The 20,081-nt window shown below is 66.5% G+C and carries 24 protein-coding genes; 10 read left to right on the forward strand and 14 right to left on the reverse strand.

Annotated elements, in window-relative coordinates:
• Nucleotides 1–14: 14 nt before the first annotated feature.
• Genes G7Y82_RS06970 through G7Y82_RS06985 form a run of 4 tightly spaced genes read right to left on the reverse strand, consistent with a single transcriptional unit; the run spans nucleotide 15 to nucleotide 3,609 of the window.
• Nucleotides 15–1,538: a DHA2 family efflux MFS transporter permease subunit gene (locus G7Y82_RS06970; RefSeq protein WP_168147312.1), complete on the reverse strand. Its 1,524-nt coding sequence runs from the start codon at nucleotides 1,536–1,538 to the stop codon at nucleotides 15–17.
• Nucleotides 1,535–2,629 (reverse strand): HlyD family secretion protein, encoded by a 1,095-nt coding sequence (locus G7Y82_RS06975; protein ID WP_168147313.1) that lies wholly within the window; start codon nucleotides 2,627–2,629, stop codon nucleotides 1,535–1,537. Before G7Y82_RS06975 ends, G7Y82_RS06970 begins: the two co-directional genes overlap by 4 nt.
• Nucleotides 2,630–2,632: 3 nt before the next feature.
• Nucleotides 2,633–3,085 carry a MarR family winged helix-turn-helix transcriptional regulator gene (locus G7Y82_RS06980; protein WP_168147314.1) on the reverse strand — a complete coding sequence of 151 codons (453 nt, stop codon included), beginning with the start codon at nucleotides 3,083–3,085 and terminating at the stop codon, nucleotides 2,633–2,635.
• A gap of 56 nt (nucleotides 3,086–3,141) precedes the next feature.
• Complete coding sequence (locus G7Y82_RS06985; protein WP_168147315.1) at nucleotides 3,142–3,609, reverse strand: Lrp/AsnC family transcriptional regulator; 468 nt, start codon at nucleotides 3,607–3,609, stop codon at nucleotides 3,142–3,144.
• A gap of 132 nt (nucleotides 3,610–3,741) precedes the next feature.
• Here G7Y82_RS06985 and phhA point away from each other — a divergent pair, with 132 nt between their 5' ends.
• The 5 genes from phhA to maiA all read left to right on the forward strand — a co-directional run bounded on the left by phhA (nucleotide 3,742) and on the right by maiA (nucleotide 8,614).
• Complete coding sequence (phhA, locus tag G7Y82_RS06990; RefSeq protein WP_168147316.1) at nucleotides 3,742–4,599, forward strand: phenylalanine 4-monooxygenase; 858 nt, start codon at nucleotides 3,742–3,744, stop codon at nucleotides 4,597–4,599.
• 60 nt (nucleotides 4,600–4,659) lie between these two features.
• Entirely contained in the window at nucleotides 4,660–5,742 is a 1,083-nt protein-coding gene (gene hppD, locus G7Y82_RS06995) for a 4-hydroxyphenylpyruvate dioxygenase (protein ID WP_168147317.1), read from the forward strand.
• Between the two features lie 11 nt (nucleotides 5,743–5,753).
• On the forward strand, nucleotides 5,754–6,887 hold the full coding sequence (locus tag G7Y82_RS07000) for a homogentisate 1,2-dioxygenase (RefSeq protein WP_168147318.1): 1,134 nt from the start codon (nucleotides 5,754–5,756) through the stop codon (nucleotides 6,885–6,887).
• The gene (locus G7Y82_RS07005) at nucleotides 6,884–7,903 is read left to right on the forward strand and encodes a fumarylacetoacetate hydrolase family protein (RefSeq protein ID WP_168147319.1); all 1,020 of its coding nucleotides are present in this window, start codon (nucleotides 6,884–6,886) and stop codon (nucleotides 7,901–7,903) included. Before G7Y82_RS07000 ends, G7Y82_RS07005 begins: the two co-directional genes overlap by 4 nt.
• Nucleotides 7,904–7,969: 66 nt before the next feature.
• Nucleotides 7,970–8,614: a maleylacetoacetate isomerase gene (maiA, locus tag G7Y82_RS07010; protein WP_168147320.1), complete on the forward strand. Its 645-nt coding sequence runs from the start codon at nucleotides 7,970–7,972 to the stop codon at nucleotides 8,612–8,614.
• 7 nt (nucleotides 8,615–8,621) lie between these two features.
• Here maiA and G7Y82_RS07015 read toward each other — a convergent pair whose 3' ends face one another.
• The 3 genes from G7Y82_RS07015 to G7Y82_RS07025 are packed head-to-tail and all read right to left on the reverse strand — an operon-like array spanning nucleotide 8,622 to nucleotide 10,985.
• Entirely contained in the window at nucleotides 8,622–9,155 is a 534-nt protein-coding gene (locus G7Y82_RS07015) for an acyl-CoA thioesterase (protein WP_168147321.1), read from the reverse strand.
• Nucleotides 9,156–9,159: 4 nt separating this feature from the next.
• On the reverse strand, nucleotides 9,160–9,507 hold the full coding sequence (locus G7Y82_RS07020; RefSeq protein WP_168147322.1) for a carboxymuconolactone decarboxylase family protein: 348 nt from the start codon (nucleotides 9,505–9,507) through the stop codon (nucleotides 9,160–9,162).
• A complete protein-coding gene (locus tag G7Y82_RS07025; RefSeq protein WP_168147323.1) occupies nucleotides 9,504–10,985 on the reverse strand; it encodes a WS/DGAT/MGAT family O-acyltransferase in 1,482 nt (493 codons plus the stop codon). The genes G7Y82_RS07020 and G7Y82_RS07025 overlap by 4 nt, the downstream gene beginning before the upstream one ends.
• Nucleotides 10,986–11,341: 356 nt before the next feature.
• Between G7Y82_RS07025 and G7Y82_RS07030 the strand changes: the two genes are divergently transcribed.
• Nucleotides 11,342–12,364 (forward strand): right-handed parallel beta-helix repeat-containing protein, encoded by a 1,023-nt coding sequence (locus G7Y82_RS07030; protein ID WP_366515627.1) that lies wholly within the window; start codon nucleotides 11,342–11,344, stop codon nucleotides 12,362–12,364.
• A gap of 12 nt (nucleotides 12,365–12,376) precedes the next feature.
• Here the strand turns inward: G7Y82_RS07030 and arfB are convergent, their stop codons facing one another.
• The gene (arfB, locus tag G7Y82_RS07035) at nucleotides 12,377–12,790 is read right to left on the reverse strand and encodes an alternative ribosome rescue aminoacyl-tRNA hydrolase ArfB (RefSeq protein ID WP_168147325.1); all 414 of its coding nucleotides are present in this window, start codon (nucleotides 12,788–12,790) and stop codon (nucleotides 12,377–12,379) included.
• A 193-nt stretch (nucleotides 12,791–12,983) separates the two neighbouring features.
• On the opposite strand from arfB, the gene G7Y82_RS07040 reads away from it, so the two are divergent.
• Nucleotides 12,984–14,204 (forward strand): patatin-like phospholipase family protein, encoded by a 1,221-nt coding sequence (locus G7Y82_RS07040; RefSeq protein WP_366515628.1) that lies wholly within the window; start codon nucleotides 12,984–12,986, stop codon nucleotides 14,202–14,204.
• A 117-nt stretch (nucleotides 14,205–14,321) separates the two neighbouring features.
• Nucleotides 14,322–15,179: a mechanosensitive ion channel family protein gene (locus tag G7Y82_RS07045; protein ID WP_168147326.1), complete on the forward strand. Its 858-nt coding sequence runs from the start codon at nucleotides 14,322–14,324 to the stop codon at nucleotides 15,177–15,179.
• Nucleotides 15,180–15,233: 54 nt separating this feature from the next.
• Here the strand turns inward: G7Y82_RS07045 and yjgA are convergent, their stop codons facing one another.
• Together yjgA and G7Y82_RS07055 are read right to left on the reverse strand one after the other, a co-directional pair.
• Entirely contained in the window at nucleotides 15,234–15,782 is a 549-nt protein-coding gene (gene yjgA / locus G7Y82_RS07050; RefSeq protein WP_168147327.1) for a ribosome biogenesis factor YjgA, read from the reverse strand.
• Nucleotides 15,783–15,784: 2 nt separating this feature from the next.
• Nucleotides 15,785–16,333: a DUF1415 domain-containing protein gene (locus tag G7Y82_RS07055; protein ID WP_168147576.1), complete on the reverse strand. Its 549-nt coding sequence runs from the start codon at nucleotides 16,331–16,333 to the stop codon at nucleotides 15,785–15,787.
• A gap of 118 nt (nucleotides 16,334–16,451) precedes the next feature.
• Between G7Y82_RS07055 and G7Y82_RS07060 the strand changes: the two genes are divergently transcribed.
• Nucleotides 16,452–16,952 carry a hypothetical protein gene (locus tag G7Y82_RS07060; RefSeq protein ID WP_168147328.1) on the forward strand — a complete coding sequence of 167 codons (501 nt, stop codon included), beginning with the start codon at nucleotides 16,452–16,454 and terminating at the stop codon, nucleotides 16,950–16,952.
• 1 nt (nucleotide 16,953) lies between these two features.
• On the opposite strand, the gene G7Y82_RS07065 is transcribed toward G7Y82_RS07060, so the two are convergent.
• The 4 genes from G7Y82_RS07065 to G7Y82_RS07080 are packed head-to-tail and all read right to left on the reverse strand — an operon-like array spanning nucleotide 16,954 to nucleotide 19,523.
• Nucleotides 16,954–18,210, reverse strand: a complete 1,257-nt coding sequence (locus G7Y82_RS07065; RefSeq protein WP_206370434.1) for an RNA polymerase sigma factor — start codon at nucleotides 18,208–18,210, stop codon at nucleotides 16,954–16,956.
• Between the two features lie 28 nt (nucleotides 18,211–18,238).
• Nucleotides 18,239–18,679: a VOC family protein gene (locus G7Y82_RS07070; protein ID WP_206370436.1), complete on the reverse strand. Its 441-nt coding sequence runs from the start codon at nucleotides 18,677–18,679 to the stop codon at nucleotides 18,239–18,241.
• Complete coding sequence (locus G7Y82_RS07075; RefSeq protein ID WP_168147329.1) at nucleotides 18,676–19,101, reverse strand: YciI family protein; 426 nt, start codon at nucleotides 19,099–19,101, stop codon at nucleotides 18,676–18,678. Before G7Y82_RS07075 ends, G7Y82_RS07070 begins: the two co-directional genes overlap by 4 nt.
• A 14-nt stretch (nucleotides 19,102–19,115) precedes the next feature.
• A complete protein-coding gene (locus tag G7Y82_RS07080) occupies nucleotides 19,116–19,523 on the reverse strand; it encodes a YciI family protein (protein ID WP_168147330.1) in 408 nt (135 codons plus the stop codon).
• A gap of 180 nt (nucleotides 19,524–19,703) precedes the next feature.
• Between G7Y82_RS07080 and G7Y82_RS07085 the strand changes: the two genes are divergently transcribed.
• Nucleotides 19,704–20,057, forward strand: coding sequence for a YciI family protein (locus tag G7Y82_RS07085; protein ID WP_168147331.1), 354 nt, complete (start codon nucleotides 19,704–19,706; stop codon nucleotides 20,055–20,057).
• The last annotated feature ends 24 nt before the right edge of the window (nucleotides 20,058–20,081 follow it).

Consider the following 20,081-nt stretch of genomic DNA (forward strand, 5'->3'; position numbering starts at 1 on the left):
GCGCCACGGACGCGTCAGTCGAGCAGGGCTTCCTCGTTGACCTGCGCGCTTGGCGATGGGCGCCGGAACAGCAGCAGCAGCGGTGTCGCCAGCAAGACGCCCCACATCATGACCTTGATGTCGGCAATCAGCGCCAGCATGCCGGCCTGACGAGAGACTTCAGTCACGATGGTTGCCAGACCTTCGGCCTTGGTAAGGCCGTCGCCGGCATTCAGGTACTGGAAGATCGCCGGGTTGTAGGGCGTGATGTGCTCGGTCAGATAGGCGTGATTGACCTGCGTCATGCGCGTCTGATAGGCAAATGCGGCGGCGATGCCGATGCTGCTGCCGACGTTGCGCAACAGGCTGAACAGGGCGGTGCCGTCGCCGCGATCCTGGGGGCTCAGCGTACCGAAGGTGACGGTCGACAGCGGCACGAAGACGAAGCCGATGCCGAAGCCCTGCACGACCATCGACACGGTGAGGAACCAGATCGGAACGTCGAGCGTGTAGCCGGCCATCCAGTACAGCGACAACGCGGTGCAGCCCATGCCGACCGCCATGATTTTGCGCGGGTCGACCCGGCGTAGCAGCGGCCCGGCGGCCTGCATCGCGATCATGGTACCGACACCTCGCGGTGCGACCGCGAGGCCGGTCGTCACGACTGGGAAGTCGCGCAGGTTTTGCAGGAACGGTGGCAGCAGTGCCGAGGTCGCAAACAGCACGATGCCGACGATGAAGATCAACACCAGGCCGGACACGAAGTTGCGGTCACGAAACAAGTGCGGCGGGATGAACGGCTTCTTCGCCGTCATGGTGTGAACGAAGAACAGATAGAACGCGAAGACGGCGGCGCCGGCCTCGATGACGATCTCGGTCGATGAGAACCAGTCCTTGGTTTCGCCGCGGTCGAGCATCAATTGCAAGCTGGCGATTGCAATGGAGAGCAGCGCGAAGCCCAGCACATCGAGGCGTGCGCGGGCGCCGCTGTTGTCGATCTTCGGCAGGGTGGCGCTGAGGCCGAGGAACGAGAAGATACCGATCGGCAAGTTGATGAAGAATACCCAGCGCCAGCTGTAGTACTCGGTCAGCCAGCCGCCGAGCGTTGGCCCGAGAATCGGCCCGAGCATCACGCCCATGCCCCACAGCGACATCGCCGAGCCGTGCTGCTCCGGTGGATAGGTGTCGAGCAATACCGTCTGCGACAGCGGTACCAAAGCCGCGCCGAACAGGCCTTGCAGCAGGCGGAACACGACGATTTCGGTCAGCGACGTGGCGATGCCGCACAGCATCGACGCGATCGTGAAGCCGACGATCGAGGTCAGGAATAGCTGCTTGAGTCCGAAGCGACGGGCCAGAAAGCCGGTCGGCGCCGTGGCGATCGCCGCGGCAACAATGTACGACGTCAACACCCACGAGATCTGGTCGCTGGCCGCCGACAGCGAGCCCTGCATGTGCGGCAGCGCGACATTGGCGATCGTCGAGTCGAGCGCCTGCATCATCGTCGCGGCCATCACCGACATGGTGATGAGGCCGCGCGACGCGGCCTTGCCGCTCATCGCGAGGCTCGGCCGTCGTCGGGAGCGTGGGCGGATGCCATGCGCGATGACGAGCCATGCGCCGACGACTCGGTATCGATGCTGATTTCGGTACTCATGCCATCGCGCAGCACGGGCTCGTCCTTCTGGTGGACGATGTGGATGCGCACCGGGACGCGCTGTACGACCTTCACCCAGTTGCCGCTGGCGTTCTGCGGCGGCAGCAGCGAGAACTCCGAGCCGGTCGCCTGACCGATGCTGTCGACCACGCCCTGCCACTTGGTATGCGGGTAGGCGTCGACGGCAATCTCGACCTTTTGCCCTGGACGCACACCTTCGAGCTTGGATTCCTTGAGGTTGGCCTCGACCCACGGACCGCTGGCATTGACGACGCTCAGTACCGGCAGGCCCGGCAGCACATAGCCGCCGACTTCCGGCACCTTGCTGGCGATGCCGTCGATCGGCGAGCGCACTGCGCAGCGCTGCAAATCGAGCTTGGCCTTGTTGAGTGCCGCCAGTGCCGCCTTGTACTGCGGGTGGTCCTCGACGGCGATGTCGGGGTTGCCGTTCAACTGCGCGCGCACTTCGCCGACCTCGTGCTGGGCGAGGCTGACATCGCTGCGTGCGGTGTCGAGCGACTTGCGTGCGGCGTCGAGTGTCGACTTCGAGCTGGCCCCGATCTTCTGCAGGTCGACTGCGCGCTGGTAGTCGGTCTGGCGGAAGTCCAGATCGGCCTCGGCCGAACGCACCGCCGCCTGCTTCTGCGCGTAGGTCGCCTTCAGCGCTTCGATTTCGGTGCGCGATTGCAGCAGCGCCGCCTGTGCCTGCGCGACGGCGACCTCGTAGCTCGCCGGGTCAATGCGGAACAGCAGCGCACCGGCCTTGACCTCCTGGTTCTCGCGCACGTCCATCTCGACGACCTTGCCGCTGACGTCGGCCGTGACGTTGACCATATTGGCCTTGACGTAGGCGTTGTCGGTCGACACGTAGCGACCACCCAGCACGTAGAAATAAGCGGCAAAACCGAGCACGACGATGCTGCCGCCAATGATCAAGAGGCGTCGAATGTTCTTCCGCTCGGGGCGGATATTGGAGTCTGCTGCGTCAGCCATGACTTACTCGGATCGGTCGGTCGGCGCGCCGACCAGGTTGTTCTTCATGCGGCCCAACAGGCTGTCGAGCTGATCGCGTTCGGTCCGGCTCAGGCCGCTCAGCGCATGCTCACGCGCTTGCGCTGCGATCTTCCAGACTTCTTCGAGAATCGGGTCGGCCTTGTCCGTCACGTACAGGCGGAACGCACGGCGGTCGTCCTCATGCACCTCGCGACGGACCCAGCCGGCACGCTGCAGGCGATCGACGAGCTGCGTGATCGTGACCGGATGCACTTCGAGGCGCTCGGCCAGCGTCACCTGCGAAATGCCCGGGTTCTTGTGCAGGTGCGCCAGTGCCAGGGTTTGCGACTGCGTCAGCTTCAGGTGCTCGGCTCGGCGCCGGAAGTCCTCGCGGATCAGGCGGCCGACTTCCATCAGCATCGAGCTGGTCGTGGTGGGCGGGGGAGGGGCTTTCATTTTGTTAGTCTACTAACTATTAGCCGGCAAATAAAGTGTCGCAGTGCAGCAAATGCTCAGGGTGCGCGTACTCCGTTGTTTTTCTTGATAGCTTCGAGAACCAGGCTGGAGCGTACGTCTTTCACGCCGGGTAATCCGATCAGTACCTTCATCGAAAATTCGGCAAATGCCTGTAGGTCTGCGACGGCGACGTGCAGCAAATAATCGAGATCGCCGGTCATCACGTAACAAGCGCGCACCTGCGGCAGGCGCCGCACGGCGTCCTGGAATGCCAATGAGGTTTCACGCGATTGGCGCTCGATGCTGACCTGGACAAAGGCCTCGACCTGTTGGTCGAGCGCGGCCGGATCGAGCTGCGCGGCGTAGCCGGCAATGACGCCGCTGTCCTCGAGCTTTTTGACGCGACGCTGGCAGGCCGTCGGCGACAGCGAAATCCGATTGGCGAGCTCGATGATCGGCAGGCGGCCGTCCTGCTGCAGTTCGCGAAGGACGCGGAGATCGGTGCGGTCAAGATCGTGACGCATGATTTCACCATGGAATTTGTATTTCATGGTGATTATGACCGTTATCTGTCGCGTCTCGATCCCAGTTTGCAGCCAATCTCCGCTGAATTGGTCTTAAATTCTCCATATAGGCGGAAGACCTGGAGGAGAGCCATGTACGGCGCACATACCGACAGCAGTCTGCGCGGGAATTACAGCGATGCCCGCGCAGACTTCACGGTCGAGCAGCAGCCCGGCGCATACAGCGACGCAGAACACGCGCTGTGGCGGCGGCTCTATGCCCGGCAGTCGAGCATGCTGCAGCCGTACGCCTGCCGCGCGTTCCGCGACGGCCTGGCGCGCATGACGGCGGCGGACGGCGTACCCGATCTCGCCGCCGTCAATGCGCGACTGGAGGTGGCCAGCGGCTGGACGCTGGTGGCCGTGCCCGGCTTCATTCCGGACGAGCAGTTTTTCCGCCACCTCGCGGCGCGACGCTTCCCGGTCACCGTCTGGTTGCGCAAGCCCGAGGAGTTCGACTATCTCGTCGAACCGGACATCTTTCATGATTTCTTCGGCCACGTGCCAATGCTGTTCGATCGCCGTTTCGGCGACTACGTGCAGCGCTATGGCGAACAGGCCCTGCGCCTGCTGCCGCAGGGCGCCTTGCCGCTGCTGGCGCGCCTGTACTGGTACACCGTCGAGTTCGGCCTGATCGACGACGATGAGGGGCTGCGCGTGTTCGGCGCCGGCATCCTGTCGTCCGGCGGCGAGACACCCTATGCGATCGAAAGCGAGATCCCGCGCCGCGTGCGCTTCGAGCTGGCGCGCTGCCTGCGCACCGAGTACCGCATCGACAATTTCCAGAAGACGTATTTCGTCGTGCGCTCGCTCGACGCGCTGGCCGACGTGATGACGCGCGACCTGAGCGCGCTGGTCGCCGACGTACAGGCTAAGCCGACGCTGACCGCCGGTCATGAATATCCCGGCGATACGCCGGTGCCGCCACGCGGCGGACGGCTCGCGGCCTGATCGGCGCGCTCGCTATACGCACTCCATTTTCTATTTGATTCACGGCCGAGGATTTCCGCCATGACCGCAGCAAAGCCCCACGCTCCGACGCACAACCCGCTCGCCACCGACGGTTTCGAGTTCGTCGAATTCACCGCGCCGACCGCCGAAGGTATTGCGCAGCTGCACGGCCTGTTCGAGATGATGGGCTTCAAGGCCATCGCCAAGCATCGGCGCAAGGATGTGACCCTGTTCCGTCAGGGCCAGATCAACTTCCTCGTCAACGGCACGCCTTACACGCACTTCGAACAGTTCGCGCGTACGCACGGCCCGTCGGCCTGTGCGATGGGCTGGCGTGTCGCCGATGCGCCGGCGGCGCTGGCGCATGCGCTGGCCAATGGCGCGACGCCGTTCGATACGCGTCCGGGCTACATGGAACTGAACCTGCCGGCGGTCTACGGCATCGGCAACAGCGTGCTCTATTTCATTGACCGCTACGGTTCGCAGCATTCGATTTACGACGCGGATTTCCGCTACTTCGACGAGGCCGAGCGCGACGTGCCGGGCGTCGGTCTGACCGCCATCGACCATCTCACGCACAACGTTTCGCGCGGCCACATGGACACCTGGTCCGGTTTCTACGAGCGCATCGCCAACTTCCGCGAGATTCGTTACTTCGATATCGAGGGCAAGCAGACCGGCCTGGTGTCGCGGGCGATGACCTCGCCGTGCGGCAAGATCCGCATCCCGATCAACGAGTCGGCCGACGACAAATCGCAGATCGAGGAATTCATTCGCGAGTATCGCGGCGAGGGCATTCAGCACATTGCGCTGACCACCGACGATATCTATGCGACGGTGGCGGCGCTGCGCGATCGCGGCGTCAGCTTCATGGACACGCCGGACACCTATTACGCCCGCGTCGATGCGCGCGTGGCTAACCACGGCGAGCCGCTGGCACGCCTGCAGGAACTGAACATCCTCATCGACGGTGCGCCGGTCGAGGGCATTTTGCTGCAGATCTTCACCAGCACGGTGATCGGTCCGATCTTCTTCGAGATCATCCAGCGCAAGGGCAACGAAGGCTTCGGCGAGGGCAACTTCAAGGCCTTGTTCGAAAGCATCGAGGAAGACCAGATCCGTCGCGGCGTGCTCGCCGCCTGAGGGCATCGACCATGCACAAGTGGATCTATCGTCCCATCGTCGAAGGCCAGGCCTCGCGGCAGGCGCATGCCGACCTGCCGGCCGGTCATGTCGAGCGCGAGCTCGGCAAGGAGGGCTTCTTCGGGCCGTCGACGCAGATGATCCACCCGCGGCCGCCGACCGGCTGGACGCAGTGGGAAGGCCCGCTGCGGCCGCGGGCTTTCGACCTGGCCAAACTCGGTGCCGCGGCGTCGCCGTGGGACGCGCACGACATCCTGCACAACGCCAATGTGCGTATGCGCTGGTGGATGTGCGAGCGTTCGATGACCGAGCTGGCGCGCAATGCCGACGGCGACGAGTTGCTGTTCGTGCACGCCGGCAGCGCGGCGCTGTACTGCGACTATGGCCATCTGGCGATCGAGGCCGGCGACTATGTGGTGCTGCCGCGCGGCACGATGTGGCGGCTCGACGTGAAGACGCCGCTGGCGCTGCTGTTGATCGAAGCGACCAACGGCCATTACGCGCTGCCGGAAAAAGGCCTGGTCGGCGAGCAGGCGATCTTCGATCCGGCGATGCTCGACTACCCGCGCCTCGACGAAGCCTTTCGCACGCAGGCCAGCTTGCCCGGCGCGTGGCGCGTGGCGATCAAGCGGCGTCAGCAGTTGTCGACCGTCACCTATCCCTACAACCCGCTCGACGCGATCGGCTGGCACGGCACGCTGATGCCGGTGCGCATCAACGTCCGCAACCTGCGCCCGCTGATGTCGCATCGCTACCACCTGCCGCCGAGCGCGCATACCACCTTCGTCTCGCAGCGCTTTGTTGTCTGCACCTTCGTGCCGCGCCCATTCGAGACCGACCCCGGGGCGATCAAGGTGCCTTTCTTCCACAACAACGACGACTTCGACGAAGTGATCTTCTATCACGCCGGCGACTTCTTCTCGCGCGATCACATTCATCCGGGCATGGTCACGCTGCATCCCTGCGGCTTCACGCACGGCCCGCACCCGAAGGCGCTCGGCAAGATGCTGACACAGAGCAAGCCGGCGACCGACGAATACGCGGTGATGATCGACGTACGTGACGCGCTCGACGTCGGCGATGCCGCCAGTGGCGTCGAGTGGCAGGACTACCACCGCTCCTGGCAGGGCGAGGCATCCACATGAAGCTGGCGACGCTGAAGAACGGCAGCCGCGATGGCGCGCTGGTCATCGTCTCGCGCGATCTGACGCGCTGCGTGTCGGCGGCGCCGGTGGCGGCGACGCTGCAGGGCGCGCTCGACCGCTGGCATGAGGTCGCCGCCGGCCTGGCGCAGCGCAGCGACGCGCTGCATGCCGGCGCACTCGACGACGAGGCGCAGGCTTTCGATCCGCAGGCCTGTCATGCGCCGTTGCCGCGCGCCTATCAATGGGCGGACGGCTCCGCCTACGTCAATCACGTCGAGCTGGTGCGCCGCGCGCGCGGGGCCGAGATGCCGGCCAGTTTCTGGACCGATCCGCTGATGTATCAGGGCGGCAGCGACAGCTTTCTCGATCCGCACGGCGACATCGTCGCGGGCAGTGAGGCGCACGGCATCGACTTCGAGGCGGAGGTCGCCGTCGTCACCGACGACGTACCGATGGGCGTCACGGCGGACGCGGCGCGCACGCACATCCGCCTCGTGCTGCTGGTCAATGATGTCTCGCTACGCGGGCTGATTCCCGGCGAGCTGGCCAAGGGTTTTGGCTTCTTCCAGTCCAAGCCGTCGTCGGCATTCGCGCCATGCGCGTTGACGCCGGACGAGTTCGGCGCCGCTTGGGACGGCGGCCGCCTGCATCGGCCGATGCTGTCCTTCGTCGACGGCCAGCCGTTCGGCAAGCCCGATGCCGGCGTCGACATGACCTTCGACTTCGGCCAGCTCGTCGCGCACGCGGCGAAGACGCGGCCGCTCGCAGCCGGCACGGTCGTCGGTTCCGGCACGGTGTCGAATCGCGACGCCGACGGCGGCCCTGGCCGACCGATCGCCGAGGGCGGCCTCGGTTACTCATGCCTGGCCGAGTTGCGCACCGTCGAGACCTTGCGTCACGGCGCACCGCAGACGCCGTTCCTGAAGTTCGGCAGCCGAGTGCGTATCGAGATGCAGGGCGAAGACGGTACATCGCTGTTCGGTGCGATCGAGCAGACGGTGCGCGCCGCGGGGTAGTCGCGCGTTGGCGCGCCGACATGCTGACGGACTAGTCTGGATGCCCGCTGGAGATCGGAGTCTTTCATGCTGAAGCTCTATTCGTACTGGCGCTCGTCGGCGAGTTATCGCGTTCGCATCGCGCTGAATCTCAAGCAGCTGCCTTACGAGATCGTGCCGATCCATCTGGTTCGCGATGGTGGCGAACAGCATGGCACCGCGTACCGCGCCCTGAATCCGCAACAACGCGTGCCGCTGCTGGTCGACGGTGACTTCCATCTGCAGCAGTCGCTGGCGATCATCGACTATCTCGACGCGCGGCTTCCGCAGCCGCGCCTGATTCCGCTCGACCCGCAGCGGCGGGCGCGCGTGCTGGCGTTCGCCATGGCGGTGATCGCCGACATCCAGCCGTTGCAGAACACTGGCACCTTGCGCTATCTGCAGGACGAACTCGGGCTTTCCGATACGGCACGCGGCGATTGGCTGCGGCATTTCATCGGCACCACCTTGCGCGCGCTCGAGGTCGAGCGCGCCGACGCGCCGGACACGCCGTTCGTGTTCGGCGACGAGCCGACGTTGGCGGACTGCGTGCTGGTGCCGCAGCTCTACGCCGCGCTGCGCTTCGGTTGCGACGCCGAGCAATTTCCGCGGCTTGCACGCATCGCCGCGCACTGCGAATCGCTGCCGGCGTTCGCGCTCGCGCATCCCTCACGGCAGCCGGACGCCGAATAGCGTCGCGTCATTCCGGCGGTGGTGGTGGGCGCGCGCCGCGCAGCTGCTTCAAGGCCTCGGAGTGCGCGAGGCGCATCTCGCGGCGCAACTGCGCTTCCTCGTAGCGATAGCGTTCGCGCTCGGTCTCCGGCTCGATCGGCGGCACCGCGCGCGGCTTGCCGTCGCCATCGACCGCGACGAAGGTCATGTACGCCGACAGGATGTGACGCCGGTTGCCGCCGTCCTGAGTCTGCGCGTCGACCTTGACGCCGATCTCCATCGACGTGTGCCAGGCGCGATTGACCGAGGCATTGAAGATCAGCACGTCGCCGCGACGCGCCGGGGCGATGAAGTGCACGGCGTCGACGCTGGCGGTGACGCAGACGCCGGCGGCATGGCGATCGGCGACGACGGCGGCGTAACGATCCATCAGGCCCATGATCAGGCCGCCGAACACGGTGTCGTTGGCGTTCAGGTCATTCGGAAAGACCATGTAGACCTGTTCGCGGATCGCCGCATACGACACCGGCCGTGCCGGCAGTGCTTCGGGTTTTTCCGACATCCGTTCAGGCCGTCTGCGGCGTATCGTCGCCGAACAGCTTCATGGCCATCGCGCCATGTGTAGCGGCGGCGCCGGCACGCAGAGCCGCGGCGATGAACGAGGTCTCGGCCAGTTCCGCGGCGCTGGCGCCGGCGCGCTTGGCCGCCCGCACGTGCGCTTCGATGCAGTACGGGCACTGCGTCGTCAACGCTACGGCGATCGCCATCAGCTCACGGTATTTGTGCGGGATGGCGCCGTCCTCGCGGCCGACGATCTTGTCGAGATTGAGCCAGGCTTCGAACTCGGTTGGCGCCAACTCGTGCATGCGCTTGAGCTGCAGCAGGTCGGCGGGGTCGTGATAGTGCTGGGTCATGACGGCTTCCTGGTGGTGGTCTTTTTGCGGGTCTTGCTGGCCGTTGTCTTGCGCGGCTTGCGCGCCGTGGTTGGCGCGGCAGCGGGCGTTGGCGGTATCGCGTTGCTCGATGCTGGCTCGGACGGCGGTTCGAGTTCGGCGAGTCCGGCCTCGAACCAGTCGAGCAGGCGCTGAATGCGCGGCAGCGCCTGAGGGCAGCCGATGACGCCGAATTCGAGCTTGTCGACGTAGCTGGTCAGCGTGATGTTCAGTGCCAGGCCATGCGTGATGATCGAGACCGGATACATGCCGTCGAGTCGCGCGCCGTTCCAGTACAGCGGCTTCTTCGGGCCCGGTACGTTGGAGATGATGACGTTGAACGACTGCCGGCTCGGCGCAATGCCGGTGGCGATGTTGAGGCCGGCCGGCGCCATCACCGTCGCGACGTAGCTGAGCACGCCCTGGCGACCGATGCGCGCGTAGCGCTCGCGTGCGTCGCGGATCGAGCCGCGGATCGTCGCCAGACGCGCCTTCGGATCGGCCAGATGGGTGCCGAGATTGGCGAGGATCAGGGCGATCTGATTGCCCTCGTCGGAATCGTCACGGCGCAGCGACAGCGGCACCATCGCCACCAGCGGTTCGGCCGGCAGCGCGTCGATGTCAAGCAGATAGTGGCGCAGCGCCGAGGCACAGATCGCCAGCACGATGTCGTTGACGGTGGCGCCATGGGCCTTGGCGATACGGCGGATGCGCGGCAGGTCGTAAGACTGCGCGGCGAAGCGGCGCGCGGCGGTGATGCGCTGATTGAGCGGGCTGCGCGGCGCCTGGAACGCCGAAACGTGGTTGGGCTCGTGACGTCCCTCGCGTGCCGTGCGATAGAGTTCACGCGCCACCGCCGGCAGCGTCGCGGCCTGGGTGCGCAAATCCGTCATCAGGTGCGCGAGTCCGGACATCGCGCCCTGGGGTTTGGCCGCGTTGGCCGACGGCGAACGCGGCATCATCCACGGCGCCGGTACCTCGGTTTGCGCATCGTCGCTGAGCGCCTTGCGCAGCATGCGCATCGCGCCGACGCCGTCGACGACGGCGTGATGAATCTTTGCGTAGAGCGCGAAGCGCCCGTCCTCCAGGCCGCCGATCAGGTGTAGCGACCACAACGGTCGGTCGCGTTCCAGCGGCAGTGCATGCAGGCTCGAGACCAGGGCCAGCAACTCGCGGATGCGGCCCGGTGCCGGTAGCGTGTGGTGAAAGAAATGAGCGTTGATGTCGAAGTCGTCGGCTTCGGTCCAGAACCAGCTGCCGAACTTGCGGACCAGGCGCTGGTTGAACGGCGGCTTCGGCTCGATCGAGGCATGTAGCCGTTTGATCTGTTTGGTGAGCCAGTCGCGTCGCGCGCCCGGCGGCGGCGTCAGCAGTTCGAGTCCGCCGACGTGCATGGGCTGGCCGCGGCGTTCGAGCAGCAGGAACATCTGATCGACGGGGCCTAGCGGTTTGAGCGGCATTGGCGCCTCCGGGGGAGAGGGCGGTTGTTGTTGTGCACGCACTGTAAGCGTGCAGGCCGGCTCAGGGCAAAGGCGTGCTCGCCGTGTGGCCATTTGCCCGGCGGCGAGGCTTTGCGTCCGTCGAAATGCAGGTACGGTCTGCTCCGGGCGGAATGCCGGCTCGCGCGATCTGCCAAGGCGTGGCGTTCATCTAGCGTTGCGGAACCGGCTCTCATGATCGCAGCCTTGCGCTCATGCGCCCGCCTCGACGGGCCGTGGTGGCGGCCGATGAAACCCGCGCACGCCGGCGTGGTCTATGGCGCCGAACCGCGCCACGATCGAGGCGCAAGTCGCAAGAAAACCGGAACCGAATGGACGTGAGCAAGATCTTTCGCGCCGTGCCGCCGTGTCTGTTGGCCTTGATGCTGTGGGGGGCGATGCCCACGGCGTGGGCTGCCTGCACGGTGCGGGTGAAGCCTGGCGCCGACCTCCAAAAGGCGATCGACGCATTGCCGGCGAACGGCAAGCCAGCGACCTTGTGCCTGGCCGCCGGTCAGTATCCGTTGCAGGGCCTGCTGTCGATCGACCGCAGCCGGTTGACGGTGCGTGGCGCCGGCGCCGACACCGTGCTGCAGATGCAGGCCGGGGTGATGCAGCCGATGCTGGTCATCGGCGATGCGCGCAACGAAATTCCGGATCACGTGACCAGTGACGTGACGGTCGAGAACATGAGCCTGATCGGCACCGCCGGCGACCACGAATTCATGCCGGAGCGGCCGTGGCTGTCGAACAGCAATATCGTCGTGCGTCGTGGCGAGCAGATCACGCTGCGCGGGCTGACGGTGAAGACCTGCCGCAGTGCCTGCGTGCTGACCGAGCGCGACACCCACGACGCCACGATTTCCGGCAATCACATTAGCGGCGCGGTCTGGGACGGTGTGTCGTTCAATCGCAGCTCACAGATCCACCTGCTCGACAACGACATCAGCGGCAATACCGCGGCCGGCATCACCACCGAGCATCTGACCGGCAGCGAGATTCGCCGCAATACGATCCACGACAACGGCTCGCATGGCATCTATCTGTCGGATTCGCTCGACAACCAGTTCACCGACAACACCATCAGCGGCAACCGCCAAGCCGCGGTGTTTCTGACCTGTTCGATCCGCGATCACGACCCGCAGCATGTGTTGTGCTGGGACAACAGCATGAGCCAGGGCAATCTGTTCGAGCACAACCACCTGCAGCACAACCAGTTCGGCTACTCGGCCGGCGCCGACAGCGCCGCCAACTGCGCGCAGCCCGGCTGGCGACCGAACATCTGGCGCGACAACGACAGCGACGCGCCGAATCACGATCCGGACCCGCAACGCTTCGGCACCTGCACGCGCCCGCAGTAACGTCGCCGCGGCTTATTCGGCTGGAGTTCGGCGCAAGGCTTTGACGCGACCGCGCCGGGTCTTGTCGTCGGCGCGACGCGCCTTGGCGGCGCGGCTGGGGCGGGTGGCCTTGCGCGCGCGCGGCACCACGGTGGCGGCGGCAATCATCGTCCGCAGCCGTTCATAGGCATCGTCGCGATTGCGGTCCTGGCTGCGGAACTGCTGAGCCTTGATGACGATCACCCCGTCGGCACTGATGCGCTGGTCGCGGCGCGCCAGCAGACGCTCCTTGATGGACTCCGGCAACGAGGACGCAGCGACGTCGAAGCGCAGCTGCACGGCGGTCGAGGTCTTGTTGACGTGCTGACCGCCGGCGCCCTGCGAGCGCACCGCGGTCAGCTCGATCTCGTCGAGCGGCAGGGCGAGGGTGGGTGAGATGGTCAGCATGGCGAGGGGGCGTCGTCGGCCGGCATGATGACGCAGATTGTTACCTCACGCGACGTCCGCCCCGACTTTCGGACAGTGGCCTGCGGCGTTGCGGCCGCTGCATTCTGGCATCGGATTTGCCGGAATATCCACGAAGCCGACCGACGTCGAGACGCAGGATGCGACGATACGCCATGACTCAGGAGATGTTCGCGTGAACGATGCCGCCCCTTCGTCGATGACCGGACTGGTGCTGACGGCCGGCGGTGCGCGTGGCGCCTATCAGGCTGGCGTGATCAAGCGCATCAGCGAGTTGCCATCGCTGCGCAACAAACCCTCGCCGTTCAAGATCATTGCCGGTGCGTCGGCCGGTGCCATCAATGGCGCGGCGCTGGCCGCGTCGAACTCCAATTTCGCCGAAGGCGCCGCGTTGCTGGCGCGTCTGTGGTCGCAGTTGACCTTCTCCGATGTGTTTCGCACCGACGCATCGGCATTGGCGCGGACCGGTTCGAAGCTGGCGCTCGACATGGCGTTCGGCGGTCTCATCGGCGGCGGTCGGGTCGATGCCTTGGTCGACAGCACGCCGCTGCGCAGCTTCCTCGGCCGGCATCTCAACTTCGACGGTATCGACGAGGCCATCGCCAAGGGCGATCTGTATGCGGTGGCGATCACCGCGACCGGCTATCACTCCGGCAAGGCCTTCACCTTCGTGCAGGGCGTGCCCGGCGTGCCGTTGTGGAACAAGAGCCGGCGCGTGGCGCTGGCGGCGCCGCTGACGCTTGATCATGTGCGCGCGTCGTCGTCGATTCCGATTGTCTTTCCGCCGGTGCCCTTGGCCGCTGGTACATCGGTCGCGTACTTCGGCGACGGTGCGCTGCGTCTGACGACGCCGCTGTCGCCGGCGATCCGGCTCGGTGCCGACCGGCTGTTCGCGATCGGCGTGCGCTGCCAGGAATCGGCCGACAGCCTGCTGCGCTCGGAGCTGTCGGCCGACGCCGAACTGGTCGCCGAACTGCAGCGGCCGCCGCTGGCGCAGATCTGCGGCGTGTTTCTCAACGCGATCTTTCTCGACCATCTCGACGCCGATCTCGACCACCTCAAGCGCATGAACGAGCTGGTGCGCAACGGCGCCGTGATGTCGCGCAGCAAGCTCAGCGAGCCGATGCGCGTCGTCGAGCCGCTGGCGATCTCGCCGTCGGCCGATATCGCCATCATCGCCAAGACGCTCGCGCACCGCATGCCGCGCGCGATCCGCTATCTGATGGACGGGCTCGGCACGCCGGACGCGCAGAGCGCGGATCTGACCAGCTACCTGCTGTTCGACCGCGCGTTCACCAGTGAGCTGATCCAGCTCGGTTATCGAGATGCCGCGCAGCGTATCGACGAGATCGAATATTTCCTGGTGCAGCAACGCCCGGAGCGGCGCAAGCGCTGAGCCCTGCGGGGGCCATGCGTGTCGTTGCGAGAGTCGACCTTGTCGCAGCTGCGGCTTTCACTTCCAGCCGACGCGACTACACTAGTCGATCACCTGACACCCCCACAGGAGATTTGAGTGGACGCCGTACTCGACAAACTGACCGACGTGGATGCCCTCACGGCCTTCGCACTGCCGGTGCTGTGGAGCGTCATCGCTGCGCTGCTGACCTTCTTCATCGGCCGCTGGCTGATCAAGCTCGCCGTCGGCATCGTGCGCAAGGTCATGACGCGCCGCGAAGCGGACCCGATGCTGATCAACTTCGTCGCGACCGTGCTTTACGCGATCGCCATGGCGATCGTCATTATCTCCGCGCTTGCCCAGCTGGGCGTCGACACCACGTCCGCCGCCGCGGTCATGGGCGGTATGGCCGTCGCCGTCGGCCTGGCCCTGCAGGGACAGCTGTCTTCGTTCGCCTCCGGCGTGCTGCTGATCGTGTTCCGGCCGTTTCGCGCCGGCGACTTCGTACAGATCGGCGGCACCATGGGCACGGTTGAGCACCTGAAGATCGTCATCACCGTGCTGAAGTCACCCGATGGCCAGGAAATCACGCTGCCGAACTCGGCGGTGTGGGGCAACACCATCACCAACTTCAGCATTCGTCCGATCCGCCGCGTCGATCTGGCGATCGGCATCGCCTACGGTTCCGATCTGCGCAAGGCCAAGCAGATCCTCGAAACGCTGCTGGCCGAGGAGTCGCGCTTCCTCGACGATCCGGCACGCACGGTGCATTGCTCGAACCTGGGCGAAAGCTCGGTCGATTTCGCGGTGCGCGGCTGGACCAACAGCGGCGACTGGTGGAATACGCGCTGCGAGATGCTGGAGAAGATCAAGCTGCGCTTCGACGCTGAAGGCATCGAGATCCCGTTCCCGCAGATGGATCTGCACGTGCGCGACACGCCGCCGCCGGAAGACATGCCGGCACGCGCCGCCTGAGGCGCATCCAGCGGTGGCAGCAAAAGCCGGCGCCCCGTGCGCCGGCTTTTTCGTTCAGTCGCGGGCCGCGCGTTCCATCGTCTGGCGCACGGCCAGCAGCAGCTCGCGGGCATAGGCGCCCGGCTTGGGTGCCGGCGCGTCGGGATTCGCCTCGGCGGCGGCCTGCAGCGCAGTGCGTTCGCGGCGTGCGTTACGAATCAGTTGCCGCAGCGGCTGCACCTCCAGCTGCGGATGCTCGGCGATCCATTCGGTGACGGCTGCATCGTCGTCGAGCAGGCGCTCGCGCCAGCGCTCGGCGTCGGCCATCGAGCGCTCGCGCGTGCGCCAGTACGCCGCCACGGCGATGCGCAAGGCCTCCGGATCGGAGCCGCGCAGCAGCTTGCCGATGTACTGGCCGTGCCGGCGCCGCGCTTCATGCGAGCGAATGCGGCGCAGCTCGCGCAGCGCTTCGCGCAGGCGCTCATCCATCTCGATGGCGTCGAGCTGCGGGTCGGGCAGCGCCAGCAGATCGTTGCCGATCGTCATCAGCTCCTGCGCCTCGCGCTTGAGCTGTGATTTGCTCGGACCGTCGAATTCGAATTCCAGCGGTGGCGGCTTGGCCATCTTCAGCGTCCCGCCAGGTAGGCGAACAGCGTGTCGCGCTGTGCGCTGCTCATCTCGCGCATCAGGCGGATGTTGTTTTCGGGAATGACGTCGACGTTCGGGTGACTGTCGATCGCCGCCTCGACGCTGTCCTCGCGCAGCAGGTGCAGCAGCGGGTACGGCGCGCGGTTGGTCAGGTTCTCCGGATCGTCGGCTTCGGTGCCGGCGAACTGGTAGTGCGGGTGGAAGCTGGCGATCTGGAAGATGCCGCTCCACTCGAACTGGTCGAGCAGGCCGTCGGCCTGGTCGAGGAAGTCGTTGTAGGCCATGAAGTCGGCGAGCAGGTGCGGCACGACGATCAGCGTCGTTTCGATCGCCTCCGGCTTGCTGTCGTCGAGCTTTTGCAGTTCGAGCTGCAGCTCGGCCAGCAGGTCCAGCTCTTCGCGCGCCTCGCTGACGGCGATGCGCACGCGGCCGGCGCGCGCCGGGCGTGCCGCGAACGGGCACAGGTTGAGGCCGATGATGATCTCATCGAGCCAGCGGCGGACTTCGGATTCAATCGGGTTCACGATGCTGCAGGGGCTTCGCCTATGGCCGCGCACTGTACGGCAAACGCGGACGGGCGTCGCGCCGGCAGGCCGGCGAACGCCGGGTTACCCTGCGGCCATTGCCCGTCCGGAGCCTGCGAAGATGACGGTTCGCCTGCCACGCCCCTGTTTCGCCCTGCCGGCCCTGCTGCTGCCACTGCTGGCACAGGCCGATCCGGTGCCCCTCGATGCCGCGGCATTGCGGGCCTGCGCCACACGGGTGGTCGAGCTGCGCAGCGGGTCGGCGCAATTGACGCTGCGTTCGTCGGCATTGGAAGCGCGCCGCGCGCAGCTCGATGCCCGCGCGCCAGCCCTGCAGAATGCCGGCGGCGCGCCGGCCGAGGCCGATCTCGACGCCCATCTCGATCTGCAGCAGCGGCGCCGTCAGCACCATGACGAAGCGCTGGCCTTCAATGCCGAGGTCGCGCAGCAGCGGCAGGCCGTCGACGCATTGAACGGCGTCAAGCAGGACTACGCGCGTGAGTGCGCGGGCCGGCCTTATCGACGCCGCGATTTCACGGCATTGCCGGCCAGTCTGCAGGCGGCGATGCGCGCCGGTCTCGACGATGTCGTGGTGCCTTACGTCGATCCGGCATCGCGCTGAATCAGCGGCCGCGTGCTCGCGCCAGCAGCAGCTCGCGTTCGCGGGCGTTTTGCGTCAGCGTCGCCGCCTGTTCGAATTCGCTGCGCGCCTCATCGTGGCGCCCAAGCCGCTCCAGCAAGTCGCCGCGCACGCTGGGCAGCAGGTGGTAGTGGCGCAGCGCCGGCGTGTCGCGCAAGGCATCGACGATGGCCAGACCCGCTGCCGGGCCGTCGGCCATCGCCACCGCCACGGCGCGATTCAGCTCGACGACCGGCGAGCGCGTCAGCAGCGCCAGTTCGGCATAGAGCGCGGCGATGCGCGACCAGTCGGTGGCGTCCGCATGCAAGGCGCGCGCGTGACAGGCCGCGATTTCGGCCTGCAGCCGGTACGGCCCCGGCGCGTCGCCCCGCGCGGCGGCACGCGCCAGCGCCTCGAGGCCGTGGTGGATCAGCAGCCGGTCCCAGAGCGCGCGATTCTGGTCGAGCAGCAGGATCGGCTGTCCATCGGCGTCGGTGCGTGCCGCCGTACGCGAGGCCTGCAAGGCCATCAGCGCGACCAGGCCCAGCACCTCGGGCTGATCCGGCATCAGTCCAGCGACGACGCGCCCAAGGCGCAGCGCCTCTTCGCACAGCGCCGGACGCATCCAGTCCTCGCCGGTGGTCGCCGAATAGCCCTCGTTGAAGATCAGATAGATCACTTCCAGCACCGACGCCAGGCGCTCGGCGAGCGCTTCGCGCGGCGGCTGCGCGAACGGCACCTGTGCGTCGGCCAGGCTGCGCTTGGCGCGCACGATGCGCTGCGCGATGGTCGGTTCCGGAACCAGGAAGGCACGTGCGATTTCGTCGGTGCTGAGACCGCCCAGCACGCGCAGCGTCAGCGCGATGCGGGCTTCGCGCGACAACAGCGGGTGACAGGCGGTGAAGATCAGGCGCAGCAGGTCGTCGCCGATGTGATCGTCGAGGTCGGGATCGGTGCCGGTCTGCGCATCGAGCAGCTGCGCTTCGATCTCGCGCGTCAACGCGTCGGCCTTGCGGCCCTGCATCTGCCGATGGCGCAGCAGATCGATGCCATGGCGCTTGGCGGTGGTCATCAGCCACGCACCCGGGTTATCGGGAATGCCGTGGCGTGGCCACTGTTCGAGCGCGGTGACCAGCGCGTCTTGCGCCAGCTCCTCGGCCAGGCCGATATCCTGCACCAGCCGCGCGAGGCTGGCGATGAGCCTCGCCGACTCGATGCGCCAGACGGCATCGATCGCGCGCCGGACATCGGCGTCGGTCATCGCCGTGCGCAGCCGGTGGGCAAGGCGCTCACGCCGAATCGCAGTTCGCGCCGCCGGCCGGTTCGCCGCCGCCGACCATCCATGGCGTGCCGTAGCGGTCGGTGAGCATGCCGAAGCCGGCGGCCCAGAACGTCGGGCCGAACGGCATGCGCACATCGCCACCGACCGCCAGCGCATCGAAGATTGCACGCGCGCGCTCGGCGCTCGGATAGACCAGCGACAGATTCATGCCGCTGCGTCCCGGAAACGCCTGCCCGGCCATCCAGTCGGACGCCATCAGCGTCTGGCCTTCGAGTTCGAGCTGCGCGTGCATGACCCGCTCGGGGTCTTGGACGGGATGCTGCGGATCGGGCGGCGCATCGCCATGGCGCATCATCATGATCATGCGGCCGCCCAGCGTGCGCTCGTAGAACTGCATGGCCGGTGCGCAATCGCCGTCGAAGAACAGATAAGGGCTCAGCGTGCTCATGTGCTCGCTCCCGTCGTCGGCTTCTGCATCTCGGCAAAGTCGGCGGCCACCGCCTGCACGTCGCTCGGGAAATCCTCGAAGGCCTGGACCTGGCGGACTTCGATGATTTCGTTGTCGCCAGCCGGGCAGCGCATCGCCCAGGCGATCGCTGCGTCGCGTGACGCCACGTCGATCATCCAGTAGCCGCCGAGCACTTCCTTGGCTTCGGCGAACGGACCGTCGACCACCTGCGGCTTGCCGCCGCGAAAGTGCACGCGTGCGCCGGCCGACGGCGGATGCAGGCCGTCGAGGGTGACGAGCACGCCGGCCTCCTGCAGCGCCCGGTTGTATTCCATCATCGCGGCGACGGCCGCCGCGTCCGGCATGGTGCCCGGCGCGGCGGATTCGTAACCCTTGGGGATCATCAGCATCATGAAGCGCATGTCGGTCTCCGCTGTCAGTGCGCCGCAGCGGCGCAGTCGTGCCGCAGCGGCTCGGCGTCGCCGAGCTGGGCACGGATATCGTCAAGCTCGTACAGCGGCCGCAGCTCGACCTCGGTGCCGCCGTCGAACGGTGCGCGCTTCAACCATTCGATGGCCTCGGCCTTGGAGCGGACCTGCCACAGCCAGAAGCCGGCGACCAGTTCCTTGGTTTCCGCAAACGGGCCGTCGATGACGGTGCTGCGCTTGTCGTCGAAGCACACACGGACGCCATCGGCGCTCGGCCGCAGGCCGTCGCCGGCCAGCATGATGCCGGCGCGCAGCAATTCCTCGTTGTAGCGCCCCATTGCCGCGAAGTGTTCTGGCGGTGGCAGCACGCCGGCTTCGGTCTCGGCGCTGGCTTTCACGATCACCATGAATCTCATCGTCGTCTCCGTCTCGCATCATGACCGCGATCGGCGGCCTCATCATGACGACGAGTGAGCGGCTTGCAAATCGACAGCGCGCTGTCATAAAAAATCCTTGCGCTGCGAGCACTTGCAATCCGCAGCCGGCTTCGCGACGATCCTGCCACCGCTGCCATGAGCCCTGCCGGAGTCCGAGTGATGCGTTATGCCCTGCTGATCATCGAGCCGCGCGGCCAGCGCGAGGCGCGCACGTCGGCCGAAGGCGAGGCGGCGTACGCGAGCATGGTCGCGTTCGCCGAAGGCCTGCAGACGCGGGGCAAGCTGCTCGCCGTCGAATCGCTGACGGCGGATCGCGCCGGTACTCGCGTCGCCGTGCGCGGCGGCAAGCCGCAGGTGGTCGACGGTCCGTTTGCCGAGGCCAAGGAAATGATCGGCGGCTTCTTCCTGCTGGACGTGGAGAGCCGTGACGAGGCCTTGGCGATCGCCGCCGACTGTCCGGCCGCCGCCTGGGCGACGGTCGAAGTGCGTGAAGCCGGCCCGTGTTTCCTCTGAATCCCGCTAGCGTCCATACACCGC

Source organism: Solimonas marina (assembly GCF_012241385.1).
Lineage (GTDB): Bacteria > Pseudomonadota > Gammaproteobacteria > Nevskiales > Nevskiaceae > Solimonas > Solimonas marina.